This is a genomic window from Lysobacter sp. BMK333-48F3 (assembly GCF_019733395.1).
Taxonomy (GTDB): Bacteria; Pseudomonadota; Gammaproteobacteria; order Xanthomonadales; family Xanthomonadaceae; genus Lysobacter.
This window is the reverse complement of record NZ_JAIHOO010000001.1, coordinates 4,731,199-4,751,260: the sequence shown is the minus strand read 5'-3', so window position 1 is coordinate 4,751,260 and position 20,062 is coordinate 4,731,199. Positions and strand designations below refer to the sequence as shown.

Sequence of the window (20,062 nt, the reverse complement as noted above, 5' to 3'; positions counted from 1 at the left end):
CCAGGCGATTATCCCAGGCATGAAGACGACCACCGAAATCCGCAGCGATTTCCTCGAGTTCTTTCGAGGCAAGGGCCACACCATCGTGCCGTCGGCGCCGCTCGTGCCGGCCAACGACCCGACCTTGCTGTTCACCAACTCGGGCATGGTCCAGTTCAAGAACGTGTTCCTCGGCAGCGAGAAGCCGGGCTACGTGCGCGCGGCCGACGTGCAGCGCTGCCTGCGCGCCGGCGGCAAGCACAACGACCTCGACCAGGTCGGCTACACCGCGCGCCACCACACCTTCTTCGAGATGCTCGGCAACTGGTCGTTCGGCGACTACTTCAAGGAAGACGCGATCGTCTGGGCCTGGGAGCTGCTGACCGGCGTGTGGAAGCTGCCGGCCGAGCGCCTGCTGGTCACGATCTACCAGACCGACGACGAAGCCTTCGAGATCTGGAACAAGAAGATCGGCGTACCGGCCGAGCGCATCGTCCGGATCGGCGACAACAAGGGTGCGCCGTTCGCTTCCGACAATTTCTGGCAGATGGCCGACACCGGCCCCTGCGGCCCGTGCACCGAGATCTTCTACGACCACGGCGCGCACATCGCCGGCGGCCCCCCGGGCTCGCCGGACGAGGACGGCGACCGCTACATCGAGATCTGGAACCTGGTGTTCATGCAGTTCGACCGCCAGCCCGACGGCAGCCTGGTGCCGCTGCCGGCGCCGTGCGTCGACACCGGCATGGGCCTGGAGCGCCTGGCGGCGGTGCTGCAGGGCGTGCACGGCAACTACGAGATCGACCTGTTCCGCCGTCTGATCGCGGCCGCGGCTGAGGCCACCGGCACCGCCGATCTGGAGAACAAGTCGCTGCGGGTGATCGCCGATCACATCCGCGCCTGTTCCTTCCTGATCGTCGACGGCGTGCTGCCGTCCAACGAAGGCCGCGGCTACGTGCTGCGCCGGATCATCCGCCGCGCCCTGCGCCACGGCTGGATGCTCGGCCAGAAGGGCGTGTTCTTCCACAAGCTGGTGCCGGCGCTGGTCGAGGTGATGGGCGAGGCCTATCCCGAGCTGGCCGCCAAGGCCGACTTCGTCGCCGCCGCGCTTGCCGCCGAGGAAGAGCGCTTCGCCGCGACCCTCGACTCGGGCATGCGCATCTTCGACGAGATCGCCGCGCGCTCCAGCGGCACCATCGCGGGTAAGGACGCGTTCAAGCTCTACGACACCTACGGCTTCCCGGCCGACCTCACTGGCGACATCGCGCGCGAGCGCGGCTTGTCGGTGGACATGGCCGGCTTCGAAACCGAGATGGAAGAGCAGCAGCGTAAGAGTCGTGAAGGCGGCGGTTTCGGCAACAAGACCGCGATGCCGGCCGAAGTCGCCGCGCGCCTGGCGCCGACCGAGTTCCTCGGCTACGACCGCCTGACCGAAGGCGGCCTGCAGGTCGTGGCGCTGATCCGCGACGGCGTCGCCGTCGACGAACTGCGCATCGGCGACGAAGGCGCGGTGATCCTCGACCGCACGCCGTTCTACGCCGAAAGCGGCGGCCAGGTCGGCGATACCGGCGAGCTGGACGAAGCCGGCACCCGCTTCGCGGTCGACGACACGCTGAAGTTCGCCGGCCAGTTCCACGGCCACGTCGGTCGCCTGACCGCCGGCAGCCTCAAGGTCGGCGATCGCGTCCTCGGCGCGGTCGACCCGGCGCGCCGCGCCGCGACCGTGCTCAACCATTCGGCGACCCATCTGCTGCACGCGGCGCTGCGCCGCCTGCTCGGCGAGCACGTGACCCAGAAGGGCTCGCTGGTCGCTCCGGACCGCCTGCGCTTCGACTTCTCGCATTTCAATCCGCTCAGCGATGCCGAGCTGGCCGAGCTGGAGCGCCAGGTCAACGCCGACGTGCGCCGCAACTACGCCGCCGAAGTGCACCAGATGGGCATGCAGGAAGCGCTGGACTTCGGCGCGATGGCGCTGTTCGGCGAAAAGTACGGCGACCAGGTGCGGGTGCTGCGCATGGGCGAGGCCTCGACCGAACTGTGCGGCGGCACCCACGTGTCGCGCACCGGCGACATCGGTCTGTTCAAGATCGTCTCCGAAGGCGGCGTCCAGGCCGGCGTGCGCCGGATCGAGGCGGTGACCGGGCAGGGCGCGCTGGACTACGTGGCCGAGGAAGAACAACGCCTGGAGCAGGCCGCGCGCCTGCTCGGCGGCAATGCAGCCGACGTGGCCGACAAGCTGCGCGCGCTGCTGGATCGACAGAAGAAACTCGAGCGCGAACTCGAGGCGATCAAGGCCAAGGCCGCCTCCGGCGCCGCCGCGGACCTGGCCGCTTCGGCGATCGAGGTCGGCGGGGTCCGGATCGTGGCGACCCGCCTGGAAGGTTTCGACGCCAAGGCGTTGCGCGAGGCGGTCGACCGCCTCAAGCAGCAGCTTGGCGACGCGGTGATCGTGCTGGCGGGAGCCAGCGACGGTAAGGCGGCTTTGGTCGCCGGTGTGAACGGAAGCGCGTCTGGCAGGGTCAAGGCGGGGGAACTCCTCTCGCACGTGGCCAGTCAGATCAACGGTAAAGGCGGCGGACGCCCCGACATGGCGCAGGGCGGCGGCGACGACGGCCCGGCATTGTCGACGGCTCTTGCGGGCGTCGCCCATTGGGTTGAGAGTAGGCTTGTCTGAACGGCGAACAGTGATCCCTATCGCTTGCGACCATGTTTGGCCGGTCGCTAAGATGGTTCACGTTTGTGTACAAATTGAAGCATTCGTCCTAGTGGAAAAGAATGCCAACGCCGGCACCGCGGTGCCGGCTCGAGGAGGTTTTCAATGCTGATCCTGACGCGTCGCGTCGGCGAAACCCTGATGATCGGCGACTCGGTGACGGTCACCGTGCTCGGCGTCAAGGGTAACCAGGTGCGCATCGGTATTACCGCACCCAAAGATGTCGCGGTCCATCGCGAGGAAATCTATCAGCGCATTCAGCGCGGCGAGGACGCGTCGGACGATTCGGGCAAAAACAGCGGCGGTTAAAAAAAAATCGCCGCAAGACGTTGCCGTGGACTGGGTGAGCCGTTATGCTTCCCGCCCGCATTGCTTCATCGATGCGGAGAGTTGCCCGAGAGGCTGAAGGGGCTCCCCTGCTAAGGGAGTATAGGGTCAAAAGCTCTATCGAGGGTTCGAATCCCTCACTCTCCGCCAGTTGTACCGAAAGCCGCCTTCGGCGGCTTTTATTTGCCGGCCCGTCCAGCGCGACACGGTCGAGTCGGCAAGAAGTTCGAAGAGTGTTGACGGAAAGCGGTTCGTCCGTCATAATTTTTCAACTAAGCGCCCGTAGCTCAGCTGGATAGAGCACCAGGCTACGAACTTGGGGGTCGGAGGTTCGAATCCTTCCGGGCGCGCCATTATCAGGAAAGCCGGCAATCGCGAGATTGCCGGCTTTTTCTTTTATTCCGATTCTGTTTCCGATTCCGGATTCCCGAATCGGCCAGCGGGTTTATCCGGCCTGGGGATTCGCCGAGTTCGGTTCGGTTCGGTCCGGTTCGGTCCGATTCGACCCGTCCCGATTCGATTCGCCGCCGCGGTTATCGATCCGTCGTCCTTTCCCCTGTAGGAGCGGCGTCAGCCGCGACCGCCGCAGCGACGCACGACAGCGCAACTCTCTAAGCCCGGCAGGTCGGGCGCGGAGGGGCGCGCGCCACTGGTCCGGGCTTTCCGGTCGAACGCTCGCGTACACCGCCACGTGTGGTCGTGGCTCGTGACCGGAGGAAGTCCCGTGGGACGCCGTTGCTACAGGGGCGCCTGCTGGTGCCACATCAGGTCGGCCGGGCGCTCGGGCTGCGTGTCATGAGGCCAAGTTTCGGTCGACCGCTCGCGTACACCGCCACGGTGGTCGCGGCTCATGACCGGAGGAATCCCGTGGGACGCCGCTGCGACAAGAAGGGCGCTGCGATTGCGTGCGGCAACAAGGCCTGATGCCCGAGGCGTACGTGCGCGCGCCATGCTCTCCGACTCGGCGAAGCGGACCGTGCGCATCCTGGCGTTGCGCGGGGCGTTGGCGCGCATTCGCGAACAGCGCTTCCCGTCGCGCGAATTCCGCGGCATAATCCTCCGCCTTAGGGCGCCCGTAGCTCAGCTGGATAGAGCACCAGGCTACGAACTTGGGGGTCGGAGGTTCGAATCCTTCCGGGCGCGCCACTTTTCGAACCCGGCAATCGCGAGATTGCCGGGTTTTTCTTTGTCCGTCGCGCCAACGCAGCGTATCGTTGCGCCCGCGGGCGATGCGACCGGCGCGACCCCGAGAGGCAGGCCTGCCGATTCCGGTTCAGCGCGGGAACTCATCATGAACGCCATCGTCGCCATCCATCCTTACCAGGCCCACGGCATGTGGGTGTTCGACGACGCCGCGGTCGGCCTGAGCCAGGAGCCGTTCGTGTCCGGTGCCGACGACATCATCGATCGCATGGTCGCGAGCATCGAAGGTGCGCAGGACGGCTTCACCCTGTTGTTCTCGGCGCAGCCGTTTCCCGGCTTCCAGCTCGAACTGGAATGGCTGCGCGCCGACCTCAGCGGCAACTGGTACCGCAGCGAGTCGATCGGCATGGAAGGCTGGCTGTGCCCGGCGCTGCTGCGTTATTTCGAGGCGCCGCCGCCGAAGCTGTACGCCCAGTTCCGCGCCAAGCGCGGTTGAGCGCGCGCAAGCCGCTTGCCGTAGGAGCGGTGTTCCACGGGAGTCCTTCGGCCATAAGCGGTGACCCACCGCAGCGGTGTACGCAAGCGTGGCCGCCGAAGGCCGGACAATCGGTTGATCCTGGAAATCCGTTCGGCCATCCGACCACCCGGGCTTCGGATGTTTGCGCTTGCGTACACCGCTGCGGCTGTCGCGGCTTACGCCGCTCCTACAAAGGGGGGCGGCGCTGCGTCGGTTGATCCTGGAAATCCGTCCGGCCATCCGGCCATCGGGCTTCGGATGCTTGCGCTTGCGTGCACCGCTGCGGTTGTCGCGGCTTACGCCGCTCCTACAAGGGGGGCGCCGCTGCGTCGGTTGGTCCTGGAAATCCGTCCGGCCATCCGGCAACCGGGCTTCGGATGTTTGCGCTTGCGTACACCGCTTCGGCTGTCGCGGCTTGCGCCGCTCCTACAAGAGGTGGTGGCGTTGGGTGGCTCAGCGCTTGTCGATGAAGCGCAGGCCGACGCCGGGTTCGGTGGCGATGTAGCGCGGCGCGGCGGCGTCGTCGCCGAGTTTGTGGCGCAGCTTGCCGACCAGGATGCGCAGGTAGTGGGTGTCTTCCTGGTGGGTCGGTCCCCACAGTTCGCGCAGCAACTGCGGCTGGGTGACCACGCGCCCGGCGTGCTGGAACAGCAGCGCCAGCAGGGCGTACTCCTTGCGCGCCAGCGTCACCGGTTCGCCGTGCAGATGCACTTCGCGCCGGGCCAGGTCGATGCGCAGGCGGCCGTCGTCGAACACCGGCAGGGCCTCGCCCTGGGCGCCGTGCGCGCGCAACAGGGCGCGTACGCGCGCCATCAGCTCCTGCACGCCGAACGGTTTGGTCACGTAGTCGTTGGCGCCGCCGTCGAGTGCGGCGACCTTCTCCGCCTCGCTGGAGCGCACGGTCAGCAGGATCACCGGCACGCCGGACCATTGGCGCAGTTCGCGCAGCACGTCGTGGCCGTCGCGGTCGGGCAGGCCGAGGTCGAGGATCACCAGGTCGGCGCCGCGCGTGGCCAGGCTTTCCAGGCCGGCGTTGCCGCTGTCCGCCAGTTCCACCGCATGGCCTTGCGCGCGCAGGGCGATGTCGAGGAACTTGCGGATCTGCGGTTCGTCGTCGATCACCAGCACGCGCGCGGGCGCGGCGGCGGAATGGGAGGCGTGGTCCTCGGTCATGGCGCGGGGGCGGGGGCGGCCTTGGGTTCGGGTTCGATGGGCGGCAGGGTAATGCGGATCGTGGTGCCGCGGCGACCCTGGGCGTCGGTCTGGCCGGGCAGGGCGACCACGCTGCCGCCGTGCGCGCCGATCATGCCCTGGCAGATCGCCAGGCCCAGGCCGGTGCCCTGGCGGCCGCGGTCGCCGCGCTCGACGCTGTAGAACATGTCGAAAATCCGCGCCCGCTCGTCCTCGGGAATGCCGGGGCCGCGGTCGCTGACGTCGATGCGCAGCAGCCGGTCGGGGCCGCCGGGTTCGCCGTCGATGCGGCGCGCGTCCACCGTTACCGGCGCGTCGGGCGGGGAGAACTTGACCGCGTTTTCCAACACGTTGAACAGCGCTTGTTCGATCAGCGCCGGATGCACCCAGATCGGCCCCAGGCCGGGTTCGATGCGCAGTTCGAAGCGTGCCGTGGGCTGGTAGCGTTGCAGGCGCGAGACCGCCGAGCCGATCAGTTCGTCGACCCCGATCCAGTCGCGGTTGAGGGCCAGGCCGCCGTGGCCGAGCCGGGTCATGTCGAGCAGGTTCTGGATGTAGCGGTCCAGCCGCTCGCCTTCGATGCGGATCGTATCGAGCAGGGCATGGCGGTCTTCGCGCGGCATCGCCTCGGCGTAGTGATCCAGGCTGCTGGCGGCGCCGATGATCGAGGCCAACGGCGAGCGCAGGTCGTGCGAGACCGAGGACAGCAGGGCCGAGCGCAGGCGCTCGGTCTCGCCGCTGACCCGCGAGTCCTCCAGGTCGGCGACCAGGCGGGTGCGCAGCACCGCCTGGGCGATGTCGTCGGTCATGGCTTCGGCGAGCCGGCGCTGTTCCGGCCCGAGCCGGGTCAACGAGGGCGCGAAACGCAATCCGACCAGGCCGGCGCCCGGCTTGCCGGCGTCGCCGCTCAGCGGCAGCAGCCACCAGTCCGAGCCGGCCAGGGTGTCGGTGTAGCGGCCGGCGGGCTGGCGATGCTTGAGCGCCCAGTCGGCGGCGGCGCGGTCCTTGTCGCTGAGTTCGGGCAGGTCCGGTCCGGCCAGCGGCGCGGCGCCGACGTAGACGAACACCTCGGCGCCGAGCGAGCGCTTGAGCGCGCGCTTGCCGGCGCGCACCACCTGGCCCGCGTCCGCGGCGGTGGCCAGCTCGCGGCCGAGGGTCTGCAGCTCGGTGGCGTGGGCATTGGCCGCGCGCAGCGCCAGCACCTGCATGCGCAGCTTGGACGCCAGGCGTCCGGCGACCAGGGCCGCGACCAGGAACAGGGTCACCGTGGTCACGCCTTGGCTGGCGCCGATCAGCAAGGTGTAGCGCGGTTCGATGAAGAAGAAGTTGTAGGCGAGGAAGCACAGGGCCGAGGCGAGCACGGCCGCGGTCATGCGGGTGCGCGCGGCCACCATCACCACCGCGACGATGAACACCAGCGACAGGTCGTCCAGGCCGATCCAGCGTTCGGCCACCGCGGCCAGCGCGGTCGCCGCGGCGCTGGCGATTACCGCCAAGGCGGCGTCGCTGCGGCTGAGCAGGCCGCGCAGGCGGCTGCCGCTGTCGCGCAGCGAACGGCGCGCGCGGGCGCGCGCCTCGGGGGTGCTGACGATGGTCAGCTCGTAGTGGGCGCCGCGCTGGATCAGCTGCTGGGTCAGGGTGCGGTTGACCATCCGCGCCAGCGGCCGTTCGCGGGTGCGGCCCAGGACTATCGTCGATACGCCGGAGCGTTCGGCATGGTCGAGCAGGGCGTCGACGATGCTGTTGCCGTGCAGGACCACCGCCTCGCCGCCGAGCCGGCGGGCCAGGGCGAAGGCGCGGTCGAGTTCGCCCTGGCGCTGGGCATCGGGCGCGCCGCCGGTCTGCACCGTGACCGCCAGCCAGGGCGCGTCGCGGCGTTCGGCCAGACGCCGGGCCACGCGCACCAGGTATTCGGATTGGCCCAGGCCGTCGACCGCGACCATCACCGCGCGCCGCAAGGGCAGGCCGGGCAGGCCGCGCGCGGTCTGCGCCTCGCGCAGGTCGCTGTCGACCCGGTCGGCGGCGGTCTGCATCGCCAGCTCGCGCAAGGCGGTGAGGTTGGACGGCGAGAAGAACGCCTGCAGCGCGTGCGCGGCCTGCTCGGGCACGTAGACCTTGCCCTGCTGCAGGCGCTCGATCAGCTCGCGCGGCGGCAGGTCGACCAGGACGATGTCGCGCAGGCGGTCGAACAGCGCATCGGGCACGGTTTCGCTGACGCGCACGCCGGTGATCCGGTGGACCACGTCGTTGAGGCTTTCCAGATGCTGGATGTTGACCGTGGTGTAGACGTCGATGCCGGCGTCGAGCAGCTCCAGCACGTCCTGCCAGCGCCGCTCGTGACGGCTGCCCGGGGCGTTGCGATGGGCGAGTTCGTCGATCAGCGCCAACTGCGGGCGGCGCGCCAGCACGGCGTCGAGGTCGAGTTCCTCCAGGGTGCGTCCCTGGTAGTCGATGCGCTTGCGCGGCAGCAGGTCGAGGCCGTCGAGCAGGGCGGCGGTTTCGGCGCGGCCGTGGGTCTCGACCACGCCGACCGCGACATCGCTGCCGCGCCGCTGCAGTTCGCGCGCGCGGCCGAGCATGGCGTAGGTCTTGCCGACGCCGGGCGCGGCGCCGAGAAAGATGGTCAGCCGACCGGCGCCCTGGCGCTGCAGTTCGCCCATCAGGGCATCGGCTTGGGCGCTGCGGGGGTCGCTCATGGGGAGATTGTGCGCCGGGCGAGTGAGGAGTGTGTAGTTGGATGGGGAGCGCGGTTCGGGGCGTTGCTTGGGGCGTGGGAGGCGACAGCAACAGCAACAGCAACAGCAAATCCCCCGCGCCCGCTGCGCGAGCGCCGCCCCCTTTTTCAAAGGGGGCAACGGCCGGGGCGGTGCGCTTCAGATCCCGCAGCAGTCGCCCGAAGCGTTCCCTCCTTTCAATGAGGCAACGGCCGGAGCGGTGCGCTTCAGATCCCGCAGCATCCGCCCGAAGCGTTCCCTCCTTTCAATGAGGCAAAGGCCGGAGCGGCGTGCCTCAAATCCCCCAGCATCCGCCCGAAGCATTCCCTCCGTTTTCATTGAGGCAACGGCAGGAGCGGCGTACTTCAAACCCTGCAGCATCCGCCCGAAGCATTCCCCCCTTTGAAAAAGGGGGGGAGGGGGGATTTGCCTTTGCTCCCTCAGCGCGCCGCCTGCGCCGCATCCAAGGCCAGGTTGAGCTGCAATACGTTGACCCGCGGCTCGCCGAGCAGTCCGAACTGCGGGCCTTCGGTGTGCTGGGCGATCAGCGCATCCATCGCCGACAGGCTGAGTCCGCGCGCCTGGGCCACGCGCATGGCCTGGACCTCGGCCGAGGCCGGGGAGATGTGCGGGTCCAGCCCGCCGCCGGACTGCGTGGCCAGCTCGGCCGGGACTTTCTCCGCCAGCACGCCTTCGCGTGCGGCGATCGTGGCGGTTTCTTCGGCCAGACGCTTGCGCAGGTCCGGATTGCTGCGCGCCTGGTTGCTGCCGGAGGCGGCCATCGGGTCGTACTTGGCCGCCGACGGGCGCGGCTGGAAGTAGCGTGCGTCGACGAAGGGCTGGGCGACCAGGGCCGAGCCGACGGCGCGGCCGTCGCGCTCGACGATCGAACCGGTCGCCTGCGACGGGAACGCGGCGCGGCCGATGGCGGTGCCGACCAGCGAGTAGGCGAAGCCGAAGCCGAGCAGCGAAACCACGGCGAACAGCAGCGGGGCGCGCAGGGAGGCGCGGTCGTCGATGACGTGAAGGGTGGGTTGTGCGTTCATTCGAGTGTTCCTTGATGTTGCGAGGGCGCGGCCCTCACCCCAACCCCTCTCCCGCCAACGGGAGAGGGGCTTGAGGCGTTCAGAACCGGACGACCGCGGCCAGCGCCATGTCGATGAGCTTGATCGCCACGAACGGCAACAACACGCCGCCGAGGCCGTAGACCAGCATGTTCCGGCGCAGAAGGGCCACTGCGGTCGCCGGCTTGAAGCGCACCCCGGCCAGGGCCAACGGGATCAGCGCCGGGATGATGACGGCGTTGAAGATCAGCGCCGCCAGCACCGCGTTGGTCGGGCTGGACAGCTGCATGACGTTGAGCGCGGCCATTTGCGGGATGGCGGCGGCGAACAGCGCCGGCAGGATGGCGAAGTACTTGGACACGTCGTTGGCCAGCGAGAACGTGGTCAGCGCACCGCGGGTGATCAACTGCTGCTTGCCGACCTCGACCACCGCCAGCAACTTGGCCGGGTCCGAATCCAGGTCGACCATGTTGCCGGCTTCCTTGGCGGCCTGGGTGCCGGAGTTCATCGCCAGGCCGACGTCGGCCTGGGCCAGCGCCGGGGCGTCGTTGGTGCCGTCGCCGACCATCGCCACCAGCCGGCCGCCGGCCTGCTCGGCGCGGATCCGCGCCAGCTTGTCCTCGGGCCGGGCTTCGGCGATGTAGTCGTCGACGCCGGCTTCGGCGGCGATCGCCGCGGCGGTGAGCGGGTTGTCGCCGGTGATCATCACCGTGCGCACGCCCATCGCCCGCAGCCGGGCGAAGCGCTCCTTGACCCCGTGCTTGACCACGTCCGACAGCTCGACCACGCCGAGCACGTAGCGGCCCTCGGCGACCACCAGCGGGGTGGCGCCGCCGCGCGCGACCTGCTCGATGCGCGCCGCCAGTTCGGGGGTGACTTCGCCGCCGAGCGAGCGCACATGGTTGCCGATCGCATCGCCTGCGCCCTTGCGGATCGAGCGTGCGCCGCCCTCGTAGTCCTGCGGCAGGTCGACGCCGGACATGCGGGTCTGCGCGGTGAACTGGAGGTAGTCGGCGCGCTCGGGTTCTGGCACCGCGCTGTGTTGCTCGCGCGCCAGGCGCACGATCGACTTGCCTTCCGGGGTCGGGTCGGCGAGCGAGGCCAGCAGGGCGGCGTCGCGCAACTGCGAACGCTCGATGCCGGCCAGCGGATGGAAGGCGGTGGCCTGGCGGTCGCCGTGGGTGATGGTGCCGGTCTTGTCGAGCAGCAGCACGTCGACGTCGCCGGCCACTTCCACCGCTTTGCCGGACTTCGCCAGCACGTTGGCCGACAGCGCGCGGTTCATGCCGGCGATGCCGATCGCCGGCAGCAGGCCGCCGATGGTGGTCGGAATCAGGCACACCAGCAGCGCGATCAGCAGCAGCGGGTCGAGCTTGGCGCCGACGAAGCCGGCGAACAGCGGCAGGGTCGCGACCACGATCAGGAAGGTCAGGGTCATCGCCGCCAGCAGCATGGTCAGAGCGATTTCGTTCGGGGTCTTCTGCCGGTTGGCGCCCTCGACCAGGGCGATCATGCGGTCGAGGAAGCTGTGGCCGGGCTCGGCGCTGACCTCGATCACGATCTCGTCGGACAGCACCTTGGTGCCGCCGATGACGCCGGAACGGTCGGTGCCCGCCTCGCGCAGCACCGGCGCGGACTCGCCGGTGACCGCCGATTCGTTGATCGTAGCCAGGCCCCTCACGATCTCGCCGTCGGCCGGGATCAGCTCGCCGGCCGAGACGATCACCCGGTCGCCGGGCTTGAGCGTCGACGCCGCCACCCGGCTTTCGTTGCGGCCGACGGTGTCGAGCTTGCGCGCGACCAGGTCGCGCCGCGCCGCACGCAGCGAAGCGGCCTGGCCGCGGCCGCGCGCTTCGGCGACGGCTTCGGCGAAGTTGGCGAACAGCACGGTCACGAACAGGATCGCGGTGACCGCGGCGCCGAAGACGAGGTGGCCCGGGACGAAGATCGTGATCAGCGCCGACAGCACGGTGCCGAGCAGCACCACCGCCATGATCGGACTGCGGATCGCATGTTGCGGGGAGAGTTTGACGAAGGATTCGAGCATCGCTGCGCGCAGGCCGGCGGCGTCTAGACCGGCGACCGCACTCTGGCGGCGCTGTGCTCCGAGATGGACTTGTTCGTTCATAAGGCTTTTCCTCACAGAGCCTTGCTCGCCAGGGTCAGGTGATCGGCGATCGGGCCGAGCACCAACGCGGGCATGAATTGCAGGACGGTCAAGATCACGATCACCGCGATCAGGGTCAGGGCGAAAGTCGGCGTCTCCGCGTGCAGGGTGCCGGTGCTTTCCGGCGCCACGCGCTTGCGCGCCAACAGGCCGGCGACCGCGAGCGGCACGATCAGCGCCGGGTATCGGCCCAATGCCAGGACGGCCGAGCAGCTGAGATTCCACCAGTACGTCGCGTCGCCGAGACCTTCGAAGCCCGAACCGTTGTTGGCGAAGGCCGAGGTGTACTCGTAGAAGACCTGGCTGATGCCGTGGAAGCCCGGATTGGAATTGCCGGTGATCGCGGGGAAGGCCAGGGCGACGGCGCTGAAGCCCAGCACCACCATCGGCTGCAACAGGATCAGCAGCGCCAGCAGGCGCACTTCCGGCGCTTCGATCTTGCGTCCGAACAACTCCGGCGTACGCCCGGTCATCAGTCCGGCCAGGAACACCGACAGCAGCAGATAGACCAGGAACTGCTGCAGGCCGCAGCCGATGCCGCCCCAGATGGCGTTGATCAGCATGTTGACCATCGCCACGCCGCCGGTCAGCGGCGCCAGCGAGTCGTGCATCGCGTTGACCGAGCCGTTGCTGCTCTGCGTGGTCAGCGCCGACCACAAGGCCGAGCCATCGGCGCCGAAGCGGGTTTCCTTGCCTTCCATCAGCGCCGCGTCGGCGCTGGTCGAGGAATACGCCTCCGACCCTACCGACAGGCCGGTCGACACCACCGACATCAGCAGCATGCTGCCGAACACCAGCGCGGTGAGTTTGCGCCGGCCGGTGAACGGACCGACCATGAAGGTCACCGCGACCGGGATCAGGATCAGCGCCAGCACCTCCAGCAGGTTCGACAGCGGGGTCGGGTTCTCCAGCGCGACGGTGCTGTTGGGGCCGTACCAGCCGCCGCCGTTGGTGCCCAGTTGCTTGGCCGCGACCATAGGCGCGACCGGGCCCACGGGAATCTTCTGTTGCTTCAGCTCCGCGCTCTGGTCGAGCGGCGAAACCGTCGCACCGCCCTGCAGCGTCGACGGCACGCCTTGCCAGGTCAGCAAGGCCGCCCACAGCAGGCACAGCGGAATCATGAAGCGCAGGGTGGCGCGGGTGACGTCGACCCAGTAGTTGCCGAGGTCGCGGGTCTCGCCCTCGCGCGTCGCCGCGCCAGGGTCGGCCAGGGCCTGACGGCCGCCGAACAGGCCGCGCAGGGTGGCGACCACGATCGCCAGGCCCATCATCGGAGTGACGACTTGCAGGCCGACGATGCCGACCATCTGCGACAGATAGCTCAGCTGGGCCTGGCCCGAGTAGTGCTGCTGGTTGGTATTGGTGAGGAAGGACACCATGGTGTGCAGCGCGGTGTCCCAACGCAGGTTGGGCACGCCGTCGGGGTTGAGCGGCAGCCAGGCCTGGGTCATGAACAACGCCCATACCAACACGGCGAGCACCGCATTGCTGAGAGCGAACGCCAACGCGTAGCCGCGCCAGCTCATGCCGCGCGCCGGGTCGGTGCCGACGGCGCGGTAGATCGCGCGTTCGATCGGCGCGAACAGGACGTCCAGGCGCGAGCGGTCGCCGCGCATGACGCGCGCCAGGTACAGGCCTAACGGCCAACCCAGGCCGACGGCTAGCGCGAATACGAGAAAGATTTCGATCATGACGAACACCGGACGGTGATGAGGCCGCTGCGGCGCGTCCGGCGCGGCAACGGCCTGGCGCGCGTCCGCTCAGAGCGCGGACGCGCGTCGGTAGAGTGGAACCGCGCCGCGTTCCCTGCGGTGCGGGCGCGCGCTCAGAAGTCCTCGGGGCGCAGCACGACGTAGAGCAGATAGGCGCCGGCCACCAGGACCGAGATCGCGCACAGCATCGAGAGCCAACCGGGCATGTCGTGTCTCCTTCAGAAGGTCGCCTGGACCGCCGCTTCGATGCGCGAGCCGGCCAGGGAATCGCCGAAGATCCGTTCGGCGTTGCGGTCGGTGGCGTGGGCGGTCAGGCGCAGTTCGAGGTTCGCGTTGGACGCCGTCTTCACCGCCCAGATCGCGCTGAGCTGACCATGGCTGTAGCTGCGGTCGTAGACGTCGTCGAGGAAGTAGTGGCCGACCGCCGCTTCGAAGCGCACCGCATCGTTGACCGGGAAGCGCGTGCCGACCTGCGAGTACAGGCCGCGTTCCTTGCTGCCCAGGGCTTGGTTGGAATAGGCCAGCGACAGCCAGTAGTTGTCGCGCCAGGTGACCGTGCCGTTGAGCTCGGTCCAGTTCAGATCGACCGTGGTCGACGGATAACGGTAGTGCAGGACGTTCACGTCCAGGCCCCAGTGGTCGGCGACCTTGCCGGCCCAGCCGACGGTGAAATCGAACTCGCTGCTGGCATGGGTGTCCGGCGCGAACTCGACGTTGGAGCCCCACACCGAGGCATAGACGCCGCTGCTGTGGGCGATCTTGAAGCCAGCCTGCACGGCCGGGTCGCCCTGGGTCTGCGAGCTGCCGCGCCAGACATAGTCGCTGGTCAGCGCGGCCGAGCCGCTGAGGCTGACGGCCGGGGATTCTGCGGCGTGGGCGTTCGCGCCCAGGGCGAGCAAGCCGAGGCCGGCGCAGGCGGCCAGCAGCAACGGCGCGGCGGCTTCGCGGCGGCGGAACGGGTGATGCGAGGACGGCATGGAAGTATCCGAAGACTGCGTAAGAGGCCGGTTCGGCCACGCGCTCATTCTCGGAAAGGCGGGCGTAAAGCCGCTATTTCGCGACCGCCGTCGCGGCGTAAATTCGCCGTAAACAATCGACGGCGCGGCGTAAAGCGCGGTCGCGGGACGTGCAGGAAGATCAGAGCCCGCTGCCGCCGATCGGGGCTCGAAACCATCGCCTGTGGGAGCGGCGTCTCACGGGGATTTCCTCCGGTCACAAGCTGCGACGACCGAAGCGGTGGAGCTGCGCGCTGCTGCCCGCAGCGGCGTACTCGCCACCCCACATAACAAAGCCCGGTTGTCCGGGCTTCGGCGATGGCACTGAGCTACCTCGCTTCGGTGGTCGCGGCTGACGCCACTCCTACAGTGGATCGTCGCGCAGCAAGGCGGCGACCACCGCCTCGGGCTGTTTCATCCAGGCGAAGTGATCGGCGCGCGCGCCCAAGGCGGCTGCGTCCATGTCGGTCGATGCGATTTGCGCCAGCGGCAATTTCGACAACAGGAAATCCTGCGAGGCGCGCGGCACCAGCCAGTCGTCGGTCAGGCGCACGCTGCGGGCCTGGATCGCGACCTGGGCCATGCCGGCTTCCAGGTCTTCGCCGACGCCGCGGGCGGCGTAGCGGCCGCTGAGCCCGGTGCGGGCCCAGTCGCGGATCAGGCTGCGCGCCTCGTTGCCGCCGAAGCCGACCCGGCGGCCCGGCAAAACGCCGTTGACCCGGGCCAGCCAGGGCAGAAACCGGTACACCCAGGACAGGCCGATCTTGCGCGGCATCGGCCACGCGCGCCAGTACGGCGCGCCGCTGGCGACCAGCCACAAGGCCTGCGGAACGGCCTGACCGTGCAAGGCCATCAAACCCAGGCGCACGCAGGCCAGTTGCCCGCCGAGGCTGTGGCCGCCGATCGCGCGCGGCACTCCCGGCAGCGCGGCCGCCGCGGCCGCTTCGCTGAGCGGCAGATCGTCGAGCAGGACTTCGCGATAGCCCCAGTCCACGCTGCGACTGGCGCGCAGGCTGCTGCTGCCGTTGCCGCGCCACTCGTGCACGAACACCGCCACGCCGCGTGCGGCCAGCGCCTCGGCAAAGGGCAGGTAGTGGCGCGCGGCGACGCCGAGCGCGGGCAGCCACAGCAGGCTGCGGCGCGGTTGGGCCGGAATCCGGCTCAGCAGCGCCCAACGATGGCCGTCGCCGGCGCGCAGCGCGATCTGGTCGTGATCGGGGGGCTTACTGTCGGCCATGCGCGGCGGCTCCGAAGTGATCCAGCACCAGCACCTCGCCGCGGCCGGGCCGATAACCGCCGCGCAGCGCCGCATGCACGTAGTCGGCGGCGGCCGCGCTGGCCTGTTCCAGCGACAAGCCGCGGCACAGGTTCGCCGCCACCGCCGAGGCCAGGGTGCAGCCGGTGCCGTGCGCCTCCACCGACAAGCGCGGATGGGCGATCTCGCGCACGCCGCCGGCGTGCGCGAACAGGTCGACCACGTCGCCGTCGTCGGCCAGATGGCCGCCCTTGAGCAGCACCGCGCGCGCGCCGATCGCGAACAAGGCGTCGACCGCGGCGCGCATGCCGTCGCGGTCGGCGATCGGCCGGCCGAGCAGCAGCTCGGCCTCGGGCAGGTTGGGCGTGACCAGGCTCGCCAGCGGCAGCAGGCGGCCGCGCAGCGCTTCGAGGGCCTCGGGTTCGAGCAGGCGCGCGCCGGAGGTCGCGACCATGACCGGGTCCAGCACGATCCGGGCCGGGCGGTAATGCTCCAGCGCGTCGGCGACGGCGTGGATCACCGCGGCGTTGGCGAGCATGCCGAGCTTGACCGCGCCGATCGCGAAGTCGTCGAAACAGGCGTCGATCTGCGCGCGCAGGAAGCCGGTGTCGGGCACGTGCACCGCGCTCACGCCGCGGGTGTGTTGCGCGGTCAGCGCGGCCAGTGCGCTGAGCCCGTGCACGCGGTGTGCGGCGAAGGTCTTGAGATCGGCCTGGATGCCGGCGCCGCCGCCGGAGTCGGAGCCGGCGATGGTCAGGGCGGAAACGGGGCGTTGGGTCATCGGGTGCGGTCGGGCGGGCGGACGGAATGCGGCGGCCGGTAGCGCCTAGCGGCCGCCGTCCCATCTTATCGGCCCGGGCGGCCGCCGTGCTTGCTAACCGTTGCCGTCCGCGGAGGCTTTGGCCATCAGCGAAATGGTCGCGACCAGCTGTTTGCGCAGGGCGAACGGCAGCCGGCGCAGGGCGCTGAGGCATTCCTCCTCGATGTCGTCCTGGGCGTAATCGGCCGGGCGCAGCGCCGGGGTCCAGGCGCCGTCGTCCGGGCGAACCTGGCCGCGCCCGGTGCCCAGCCACTCCAGGCACACGCCGGTGACCTTGGCGATCGACAGCAGATGATGCATGGAAGGGCGACTGCCCGAAGGCCGTTCCCATTGCGCCACCGCGCTGCGTTGCACGCCGACTGCGGTGGCCAGGGCCAGTTGCGAAGTGCGCGACAGGGCGCGCGCGCGTCTGATGCGTTCAGGCAATGCCGACATCCCGGACTCTCCTGAAAGGCTAACGGCGATCTTGCACGGGGTTCGCTAACACGACAGCGAAACTGGTCGCTATTAGTCCAGTTTCCCTAACCGTTCGCCTGCGGAGTGGGTTGCCAGTCACAACCACATTTTCCTGGGCCGCAAGCCGACGTTCGCGCCTGGAAAACACAACGTCCAACGTTAGCGAAAGCGGACATTGCCGGCGCATCGGTCGATGCACTATCCATGCAGCGCGCGCAAGCGCTGGCCCCGGACCAAGGGGCGCCATCCGTGTCCTCGCCGCGCCGCAAGGCGCTCGTCTCTCTCTGAAGGAAGGGCGGTTACGATGATTACGAAAGGGAAATTACTGGTCGGGCTGTTGGTAGTGGGGCTGCCGGCGGCAGCCTTCGGGGTCAACTGGGCGGTCAACTACGACAGCGGACTGGCGCCGGAGAGCATGCGCGCCGAACTCGGGCAGGACATCGTTGAGCGCTGGCAGCCTTACGTCGACAAGACGTACGGCGCTTCGGCGAGCGGCTGGGGCGAGCGGATGCGGACCACGTTCGCCAATGCCGATATCGCCAATCTGGAGCGGGCGGCCAGCGCTGTTGACTTTCGCCAAATGAACGAAGCGCTACTGGGCTCCGCGGGGTCGGTCGAGGTGGTCGGCGGCGCACCGACGGCCATCGGCGAGATCGGCACCAAGGCGATCGGCAGCCCGGGTTCGGATTTGGTCTACACCCCGTTGACGCCGTGCCGGATCGTCGACACCCGCCTGCGCGGCGGTCCTATGGCCGCGAACAGCACGCGCAGCTTCCTGGCGTTCACGGCAACCGATTTCGTCGATCAGGGCGGCGACGCCAGCAACTGCAACATCCCCGCCAACGTGTCGGCGATTACGGTCAAGCTGGCCTCGGTCGATCCGTTGCAGGGCGGCTGGTTCACCGCCTATCCCTCCGACGTGGCCCGCCCGGTGGCGGCTTCGTTGAACTACAACGGCGGCGGCGTGTACTCCAACGAATCGCACGTGAAGCTGTGCCGCCCCGGCTGCCCCACTCAGTTCAGTCTGTACTCGAGCGCGCAGGCGAACGTGGTCGTGGACGTGACCGGCTATTTCAAGGAGCCGGCCGCCACCGCCCTGGACTGCACCTACGCCCAGCAGACCGGCGTGCTGGATCTGCTCGGCGGCCTGCAGACCCGCACGATCGACTGCCCGACCAACTACACCGCGACCAGCGGTTCGTGCACCGGTCCGCTCGGGCTGACGGTCAGCAGTTCGGACCCGAACGTGGTCAACGGCCAGCTGACCGGCTGGAAGTGCGAACTGGTCGGTTCGGTGCTCAGCGCGATCGCTTACAGGACCACGGCCACCTGCTGCCGCATCCCGGGCAGCTGAGTCTTTCCGGCCGCCCGCGCAAACCAACGAGCCGGCGCATGCGCCGGCTCGTCGGTTTCAGCGGCGGACTGCCGGGACCGTCCCGGCGTCGCGCCCGCCTACAGCACTTCCGAGGCGTAGTCGGCCAGGCGCGAGCGTTCGCCGCGGCGCAGGGTGACGTGGGCGCTGTGCGCCCAGCCCTTGAAGCGGTCGACCGCGTAGGTCAGGCCCGAGGTGGTCTCGGTCAGGTACGGCGTGTCGATCTGCTCGACGTTGCCCAGGCAGACGATCTTGGTGCCCGGGCCGGCGCGGGTGATCAAGGTCTTCATCTGCTTCGGGGTCAGGTTCTGCGCTTCGTCGAGGATCAGCCAGCGGCTGAGGAAGGTGCGGCCGCGCATGAAGTTCATCGAGCGGATCTTGATCCGCGAGGCGAGCAGGTCGTTGGTCGCCGCGCGGCCCCAGGCGCCGCCTTCCTGGTTGTGGGTCAGCACTTCCAGGTTGTCGGTCAGCGCGCCCATCCACGGGGTCATCTTTTCCTCCTCGGTGCCGGGCAGGAAGCCGATGTCCTCGCCGACGCTGACCGTGGCGCGGGTCATGATGATCTCGCGGTAGCGCTGCTGATCCATGGTCTGGGCCAGGCCGGCGGCCAGGGCCAGCAGGGTCTTGCCGGTGCCGGCGGTGCCGAGCAGGGTGACGAAATCGATCTCCGGGTCCATCAGCGCGTTGAGGGCGAAGTTCTGCTCGCGGTTGCGCGCGATGATGCCCCACACCGCATGCTGGTTGTGGCGGTAGTCGTCGACGATCTGCAGGGTGACGCGCTCTTCGCCGACCTTGACCACCTTGAGCTCGGATTCGTCGTCGCCGGGCAGGTACAGGAACTGGTTCGGGTACCAGTCGTCGTCCGGCGCGCGGCTGAGTTCGTAGTAGGTGCGGCCTTTCTCGGTCCAGGACTTGAGGTCCTTGCCGTGGCGCTGCCAGAAGTCCTCCGGCAGCGCGGTCGCGCCGGTGTAGAGCAGGCTGAAGTCGTCGAGGGCGCGGTCGTTCTCGTAGTCCTCCGACACGATGCCGGCGATCGAGGCCTTGATCCGCAGGTTGATGTCCTTGGACACCAGCACCACCGGCACCTCGGGCTCGGCCTCCTTCAGCGCCAGGATCGAACCCAGGATGTGGTTGTCCGGGATGACCGCGCCGAAGCGCTTGCCGGCATCGAACGCGCTGGTCTGGAAGCGCAGCTTGCCGATGCTCTGCGCGCCGCGCAGCTGCAGCCCCTGCGGGCGGTTGAGGGTGATGCCCGAGGCGATCTTGGCGGTGCCTTCGGCTTCGATCAGCTCGTTGAGGAAGCGGCTGACCTGGCGCGCGTTGCGGCTGGCTTCCGAGGTGCCCTTCTTGCCGTTGTCGAGCTCCTCGATGACCTGCATCGGCAGGTATACGTCGTGCTCCTCGAACTTGAACAGCGCGGTGGGATCGTGCATCAGCACGTTGGTATCCAGCACGTAGATGCGCTTGCTTCTGGTCATTTAGCGGTCTCGTCGGAGAAGAGCGTGGAAAGCGGGGCGGAACGCGGTGCCGGGACGCGGCGCAGGCCGCGCGCGGACGGCGCCCACGGTCGCGCCGCCGTGGCCCGCGGGGCGGGACGGCTGGCGAGCGTGGACGGGGAGGGCCTCACTGGGCGTGGT

General features: G+C 69.0%; 15 protein-coding genes and 3 tRNA genes. 7 read left to right on the top strand and 11 right to left on the bottom strand.

Features of this window, described 5'->3' with window-relative positions:
* Positions 1 to 19: 19 nt before the first annotated feature.
* The 6 genes from alaS (at position 20) to K4L06_RS20445 (ending at position 4,658) form a co-directional block, all read left to right on the top strand.
* Positions 20 to 2,653, top strand: coding sequence for an alanine--tRNA ligase (alaS, locus tag K4L06_RS20470; RefSeq protein WP_221673135.1), 2,634 nt, complete (start codon positions 20 to 22; stop codon positions 2,651 to 2,653).
* 144 nt (positions 2,654 to 2,797) lie between these two features.
* A complete protein-coding gene (csrA, locus tag K4L06_RS20465) occupies positions 2,798 to 3,001 on the top strand; it encodes a carbon storage regulator CsrA (protein ID WP_064748080.1) in 204 nt (67 codons plus the stop codon).
* 75 nt (positions 3,002 to 3,076) lie between these two features.
* Positions 3,077 to 3,169 (top strand) — tRNA-Ser (locus K4L06_RS20460).
* A gap of 126 nt (positions 3,170 to 3,295) precedes the next feature.
* A tRNA-Arg gene (locus K4L06_RS20455) sits at positions 3,296 to 3,372 on the top strand.
* Between the two features lie 716 nt (positions 3,373 to 4,088).
* Positions 4,089 to 4,165, top strand: a tRNA-Arg gene (locus K4L06_RS20450).
* A 145-nt stretch (positions 4,166 to 4,310) separates the two neighbouring features.
* Entirely contained in the window at positions 4,311 to 4,658 is a 348-nt protein-coding gene (locus tag K4L06_RS20445; protein ID WP_221673134.1) for a DUF6717 family protein, read from the top strand.
* 474 nt (positions 4,659 to 5,132) lie between these two features.
* Here the strand turns inward: K4L06_RS20445 and K4L06_RS20440 are convergent, their stop codons facing one another.
* The 10 genes from K4L06_RS20440 to K4L06_RS20395 form a co-directional block, all read right to left on the bottom strand.
* Positions 5,133 to 5,852 carry a response regulator gene (locus K4L06_RS20440; protein WP_221673133.1) on the bottom strand — a complete coding sequence of 240 codons (720 nt, stop codon included), beginning with the start codon at positions 5,850 to 5,852 and terminating at the stop codon, positions 5,133 to 5,135.
* Complete coding sequence (locus tag K4L06_RS20435; protein ID WP_221673132.1) at positions 5,849 to 8,566, bottom strand: sensor histidine kinase KdpD; 2,718 nt, start codon at positions 8,564 to 8,566, stop codon at positions 5,849 to 5,851. The genes K4L06_RS20440 and K4L06_RS20435 overlap by 4 nt, the downstream gene beginning before the upstream one ends.
* 458 nt (positions 8,567 to 9,024) lie before the next feature.
* Positions 9,025 to 9,630 (bottom strand): potassium-transporting ATPase subunit KdpC, encoded by a 606-nt coding sequence (gene kdpC / locus K4L06_RS20430; RefSeq protein ID WP_221673131.1) that lies wholly within the window; start codon positions 9,628 to 9,630, stop codon positions 9,025 to 9,027.
* A gap of 79 nt (positions 9,631 to 9,709) precedes the next feature.
* Positions 9,710 to 11,776 carry a potassium-transporting ATPase subunit KdpB gene (gene kdpB, locus K4L06_RS20425; protein ID WP_221673130.1) on the bottom strand — a complete coding sequence of 689 codons (2,067 nt, stop codon included), beginning with the start codon at positions 11,774 to 11,776 and terminating at the stop codon, positions 9,710 to 9,712.
* 11 nt (positions 11,777 to 11,787) lie between these two features.
* Entirely contained in the window at positions 11,788 to 13,506 is a 1,719-nt protein-coding gene (gene kdpA, locus K4L06_RS20420) for a potassium-transporting ATPase subunit KdpA (RefSeq protein ID WP_221673129.1), read from the bottom strand.
* A 134-nt stretch (positions 13,507 to 13,640) separates the two neighbouring features.
* A complete protein-coding gene (locus K4L06_RS20415; RefSeq protein ID WP_221673128.1) occupies positions 13,641 to 13,733 on the bottom strand; it encodes a potassium-transporting ATPase subunit F in 93 nt (30 codons plus the stop codon).
* A 12-nt stretch (positions 13,734 to 13,745) separates the two neighbouring features.
* Positions 13,746 to 14,504, bottom strand: coding sequence for a TorF family putative porin (locus K4L06_RS20410; RefSeq protein WP_221673127.1), 759 nt, complete (start codon positions 14,502 to 14,504; stop codon positions 13,746 to 13,748).
* A gap of 382 nt (positions 14,505 to 14,886) precedes the next feature.
* Positions 14,887 to 15,759: an alpha/beta hydrolase gene (locus K4L06_RS20405; RefSeq protein ID WP_221673126.1), complete on the bottom strand. Its 873-nt coding sequence runs from the start codon at positions 15,757 to 15,759 to the stop codon at positions 14,887 to 14,889.
* A complete protein-coding gene (gene thiD / locus K4L06_RS20400; protein WP_221673125.1) occupies positions 15,746 to 16,558 on the bottom strand; it encodes a bifunctional hydroxymethylpyrimidine kinase/phosphomethylpyrimidine kinase in 813 nt (270 codons plus the stop codon). Before thiD ends, K4L06_RS20405 begins: the two co-directional genes overlap by 14 nt.
* 93 nt (positions 16,559 to 16,651) lie before the next feature.
* A complete protein-coding gene (locus K4L06_RS20395) occupies positions 16,652 to 17,032 on the bottom strand; it encodes a helix-turn-helix transcriptional regulator (RefSeq protein ID WP_221673124.1) in 381 nt (126 codons plus the stop codon).
* Positions 17,033 to 17,357: 325 nt separating this feature from the next.
* Here K4L06_RS20395 and K4L06_RS20390 point away from each other — a divergent pair, with 325 nt between their 5' ends.
* On the top strand, positions 17,358 to 18,407 hold the full coding sequence (locus K4L06_RS20390; RefSeq protein WP_221673123.1) for a hypothetical protein: 1,050 nt from the start codon (positions 17,358 to 17,360) through the stop codon (positions 18,405 to 18,407).
* 98 nt (positions 18,408 to 18,505) lie between these two features.
* Here K4L06_RS20390 and K4L06_RS20385 read toward each other — a convergent pair whose 3' ends face one another.
* On the bottom strand, positions 18,506 to 19,903 hold the full coding sequence (locus K4L06_RS20385; protein WP_221673122.1) for a PhoH family protein: 1,398 nt from the start codon (positions 19,901 to 19,903) through the stop codon (positions 18,506 to 18,508).
* Between the last annotated feature and the right edge of the window lie 159 nt (positions 19,904 to 20,062).

Coding starts and splice junctions, on each gene's coding strand:
- alaS (WP_221673135.1), top strand. CDS start 20: ATGAAGACGACCACCGAAATCCGCAGCGATTTCCTCGAGTTCTTTCGA.
- csrA (WP_064748080.1), top strand. CDS start 2,798: ATGCTGATCCTGACGCGTCGCGTCGGCGAAACCCTGATGATCGGCGAC.
- K4L06_RS20445 (WP_221673134.1), top strand. CDS start 4,311: ATGAACGCCATCGTCGCCATCCATCCTTACCAGGCCCACGGCATGTGG.
- K4L06_RS20440 (WP_221673133.1), bottom strand. CDS start 5,852: ATGACCGAGGACCACGCCTCCCATTCCGCCGCCGCGCCCGCGCGCGTG.
- K4L06_RS20435 (WP_221673132.1), bottom strand. CDS start 8,566: ATGAGCGACCCCCGCAGCGCCCAAGCCGATGCCCTGATGGGCGAACTG.
- kdpC (WP_221673131.1), bottom strand. CDS start 9,630: ATGAACGCACAACCCACCCTTCACGTCATCGACGACCGCGCCTCCCTG.
- kdpB (WP_221673130.1), bottom strand. CDS start 11,776: ATGAACGAACAAGTCCATCTCGGAGCACAGCGCCGCCAGAGTGCGGTC.
- kdpA (WP_221673129.1), bottom strand. CDS start 13,506: ATGATCGAAATCTTTCTCGTATTCGCGCTAGCCGTCGGCCTGGGTTGG.
- K4L06_RS20415 (WP_221673128.1), bottom strand. CDS start 13,733: ATGCCCGGTTGGCTCTCGATGCTGTGCGCGATCTCGGTCCTGGTGGCC.
- K4L06_RS20410 (WP_221673127.1), bottom strand. CDS start 14,504: ATGCCGTCCTCGCATCACCCGTTCCGCCGCCGCGAAGCCGCCGCGCCG.
- K4L06_RS20405 (WP_221673126.1), bottom strand. CDS start 15,759: ATGGCCGACAGTAAGCCCCCCGATCACGACCAGATCGCGCTGCGCGCC.
- thiD (WP_221673125.1), bottom strand. CDS start 16,558: ATGACCCAACGCCCCGTTTCCGCCCTGACCATCGCCGGCTCCGACTCC.
- K4L06_RS20395 (WP_221673124.1), bottom strand. CDS start 17,032: ATGTCGGCATTGCCTGAACGCATCAGACGCGCGCGCGCCCTGTCGCGC.
- K4L06_RS20390 (WP_221673123.1), top strand. CDS start 17,358: ATGATTACGAAAGGGAAATTACTGGTCGGGCTGTTGGTAGTGGGGCTG.
- K4L06_RS20385 (WP_221673122.1), bottom strand. CDS start 19,903: ATGACCAGAAGCAAGCGCATCTACGTGCTGGATACCAACGTGCTGATG.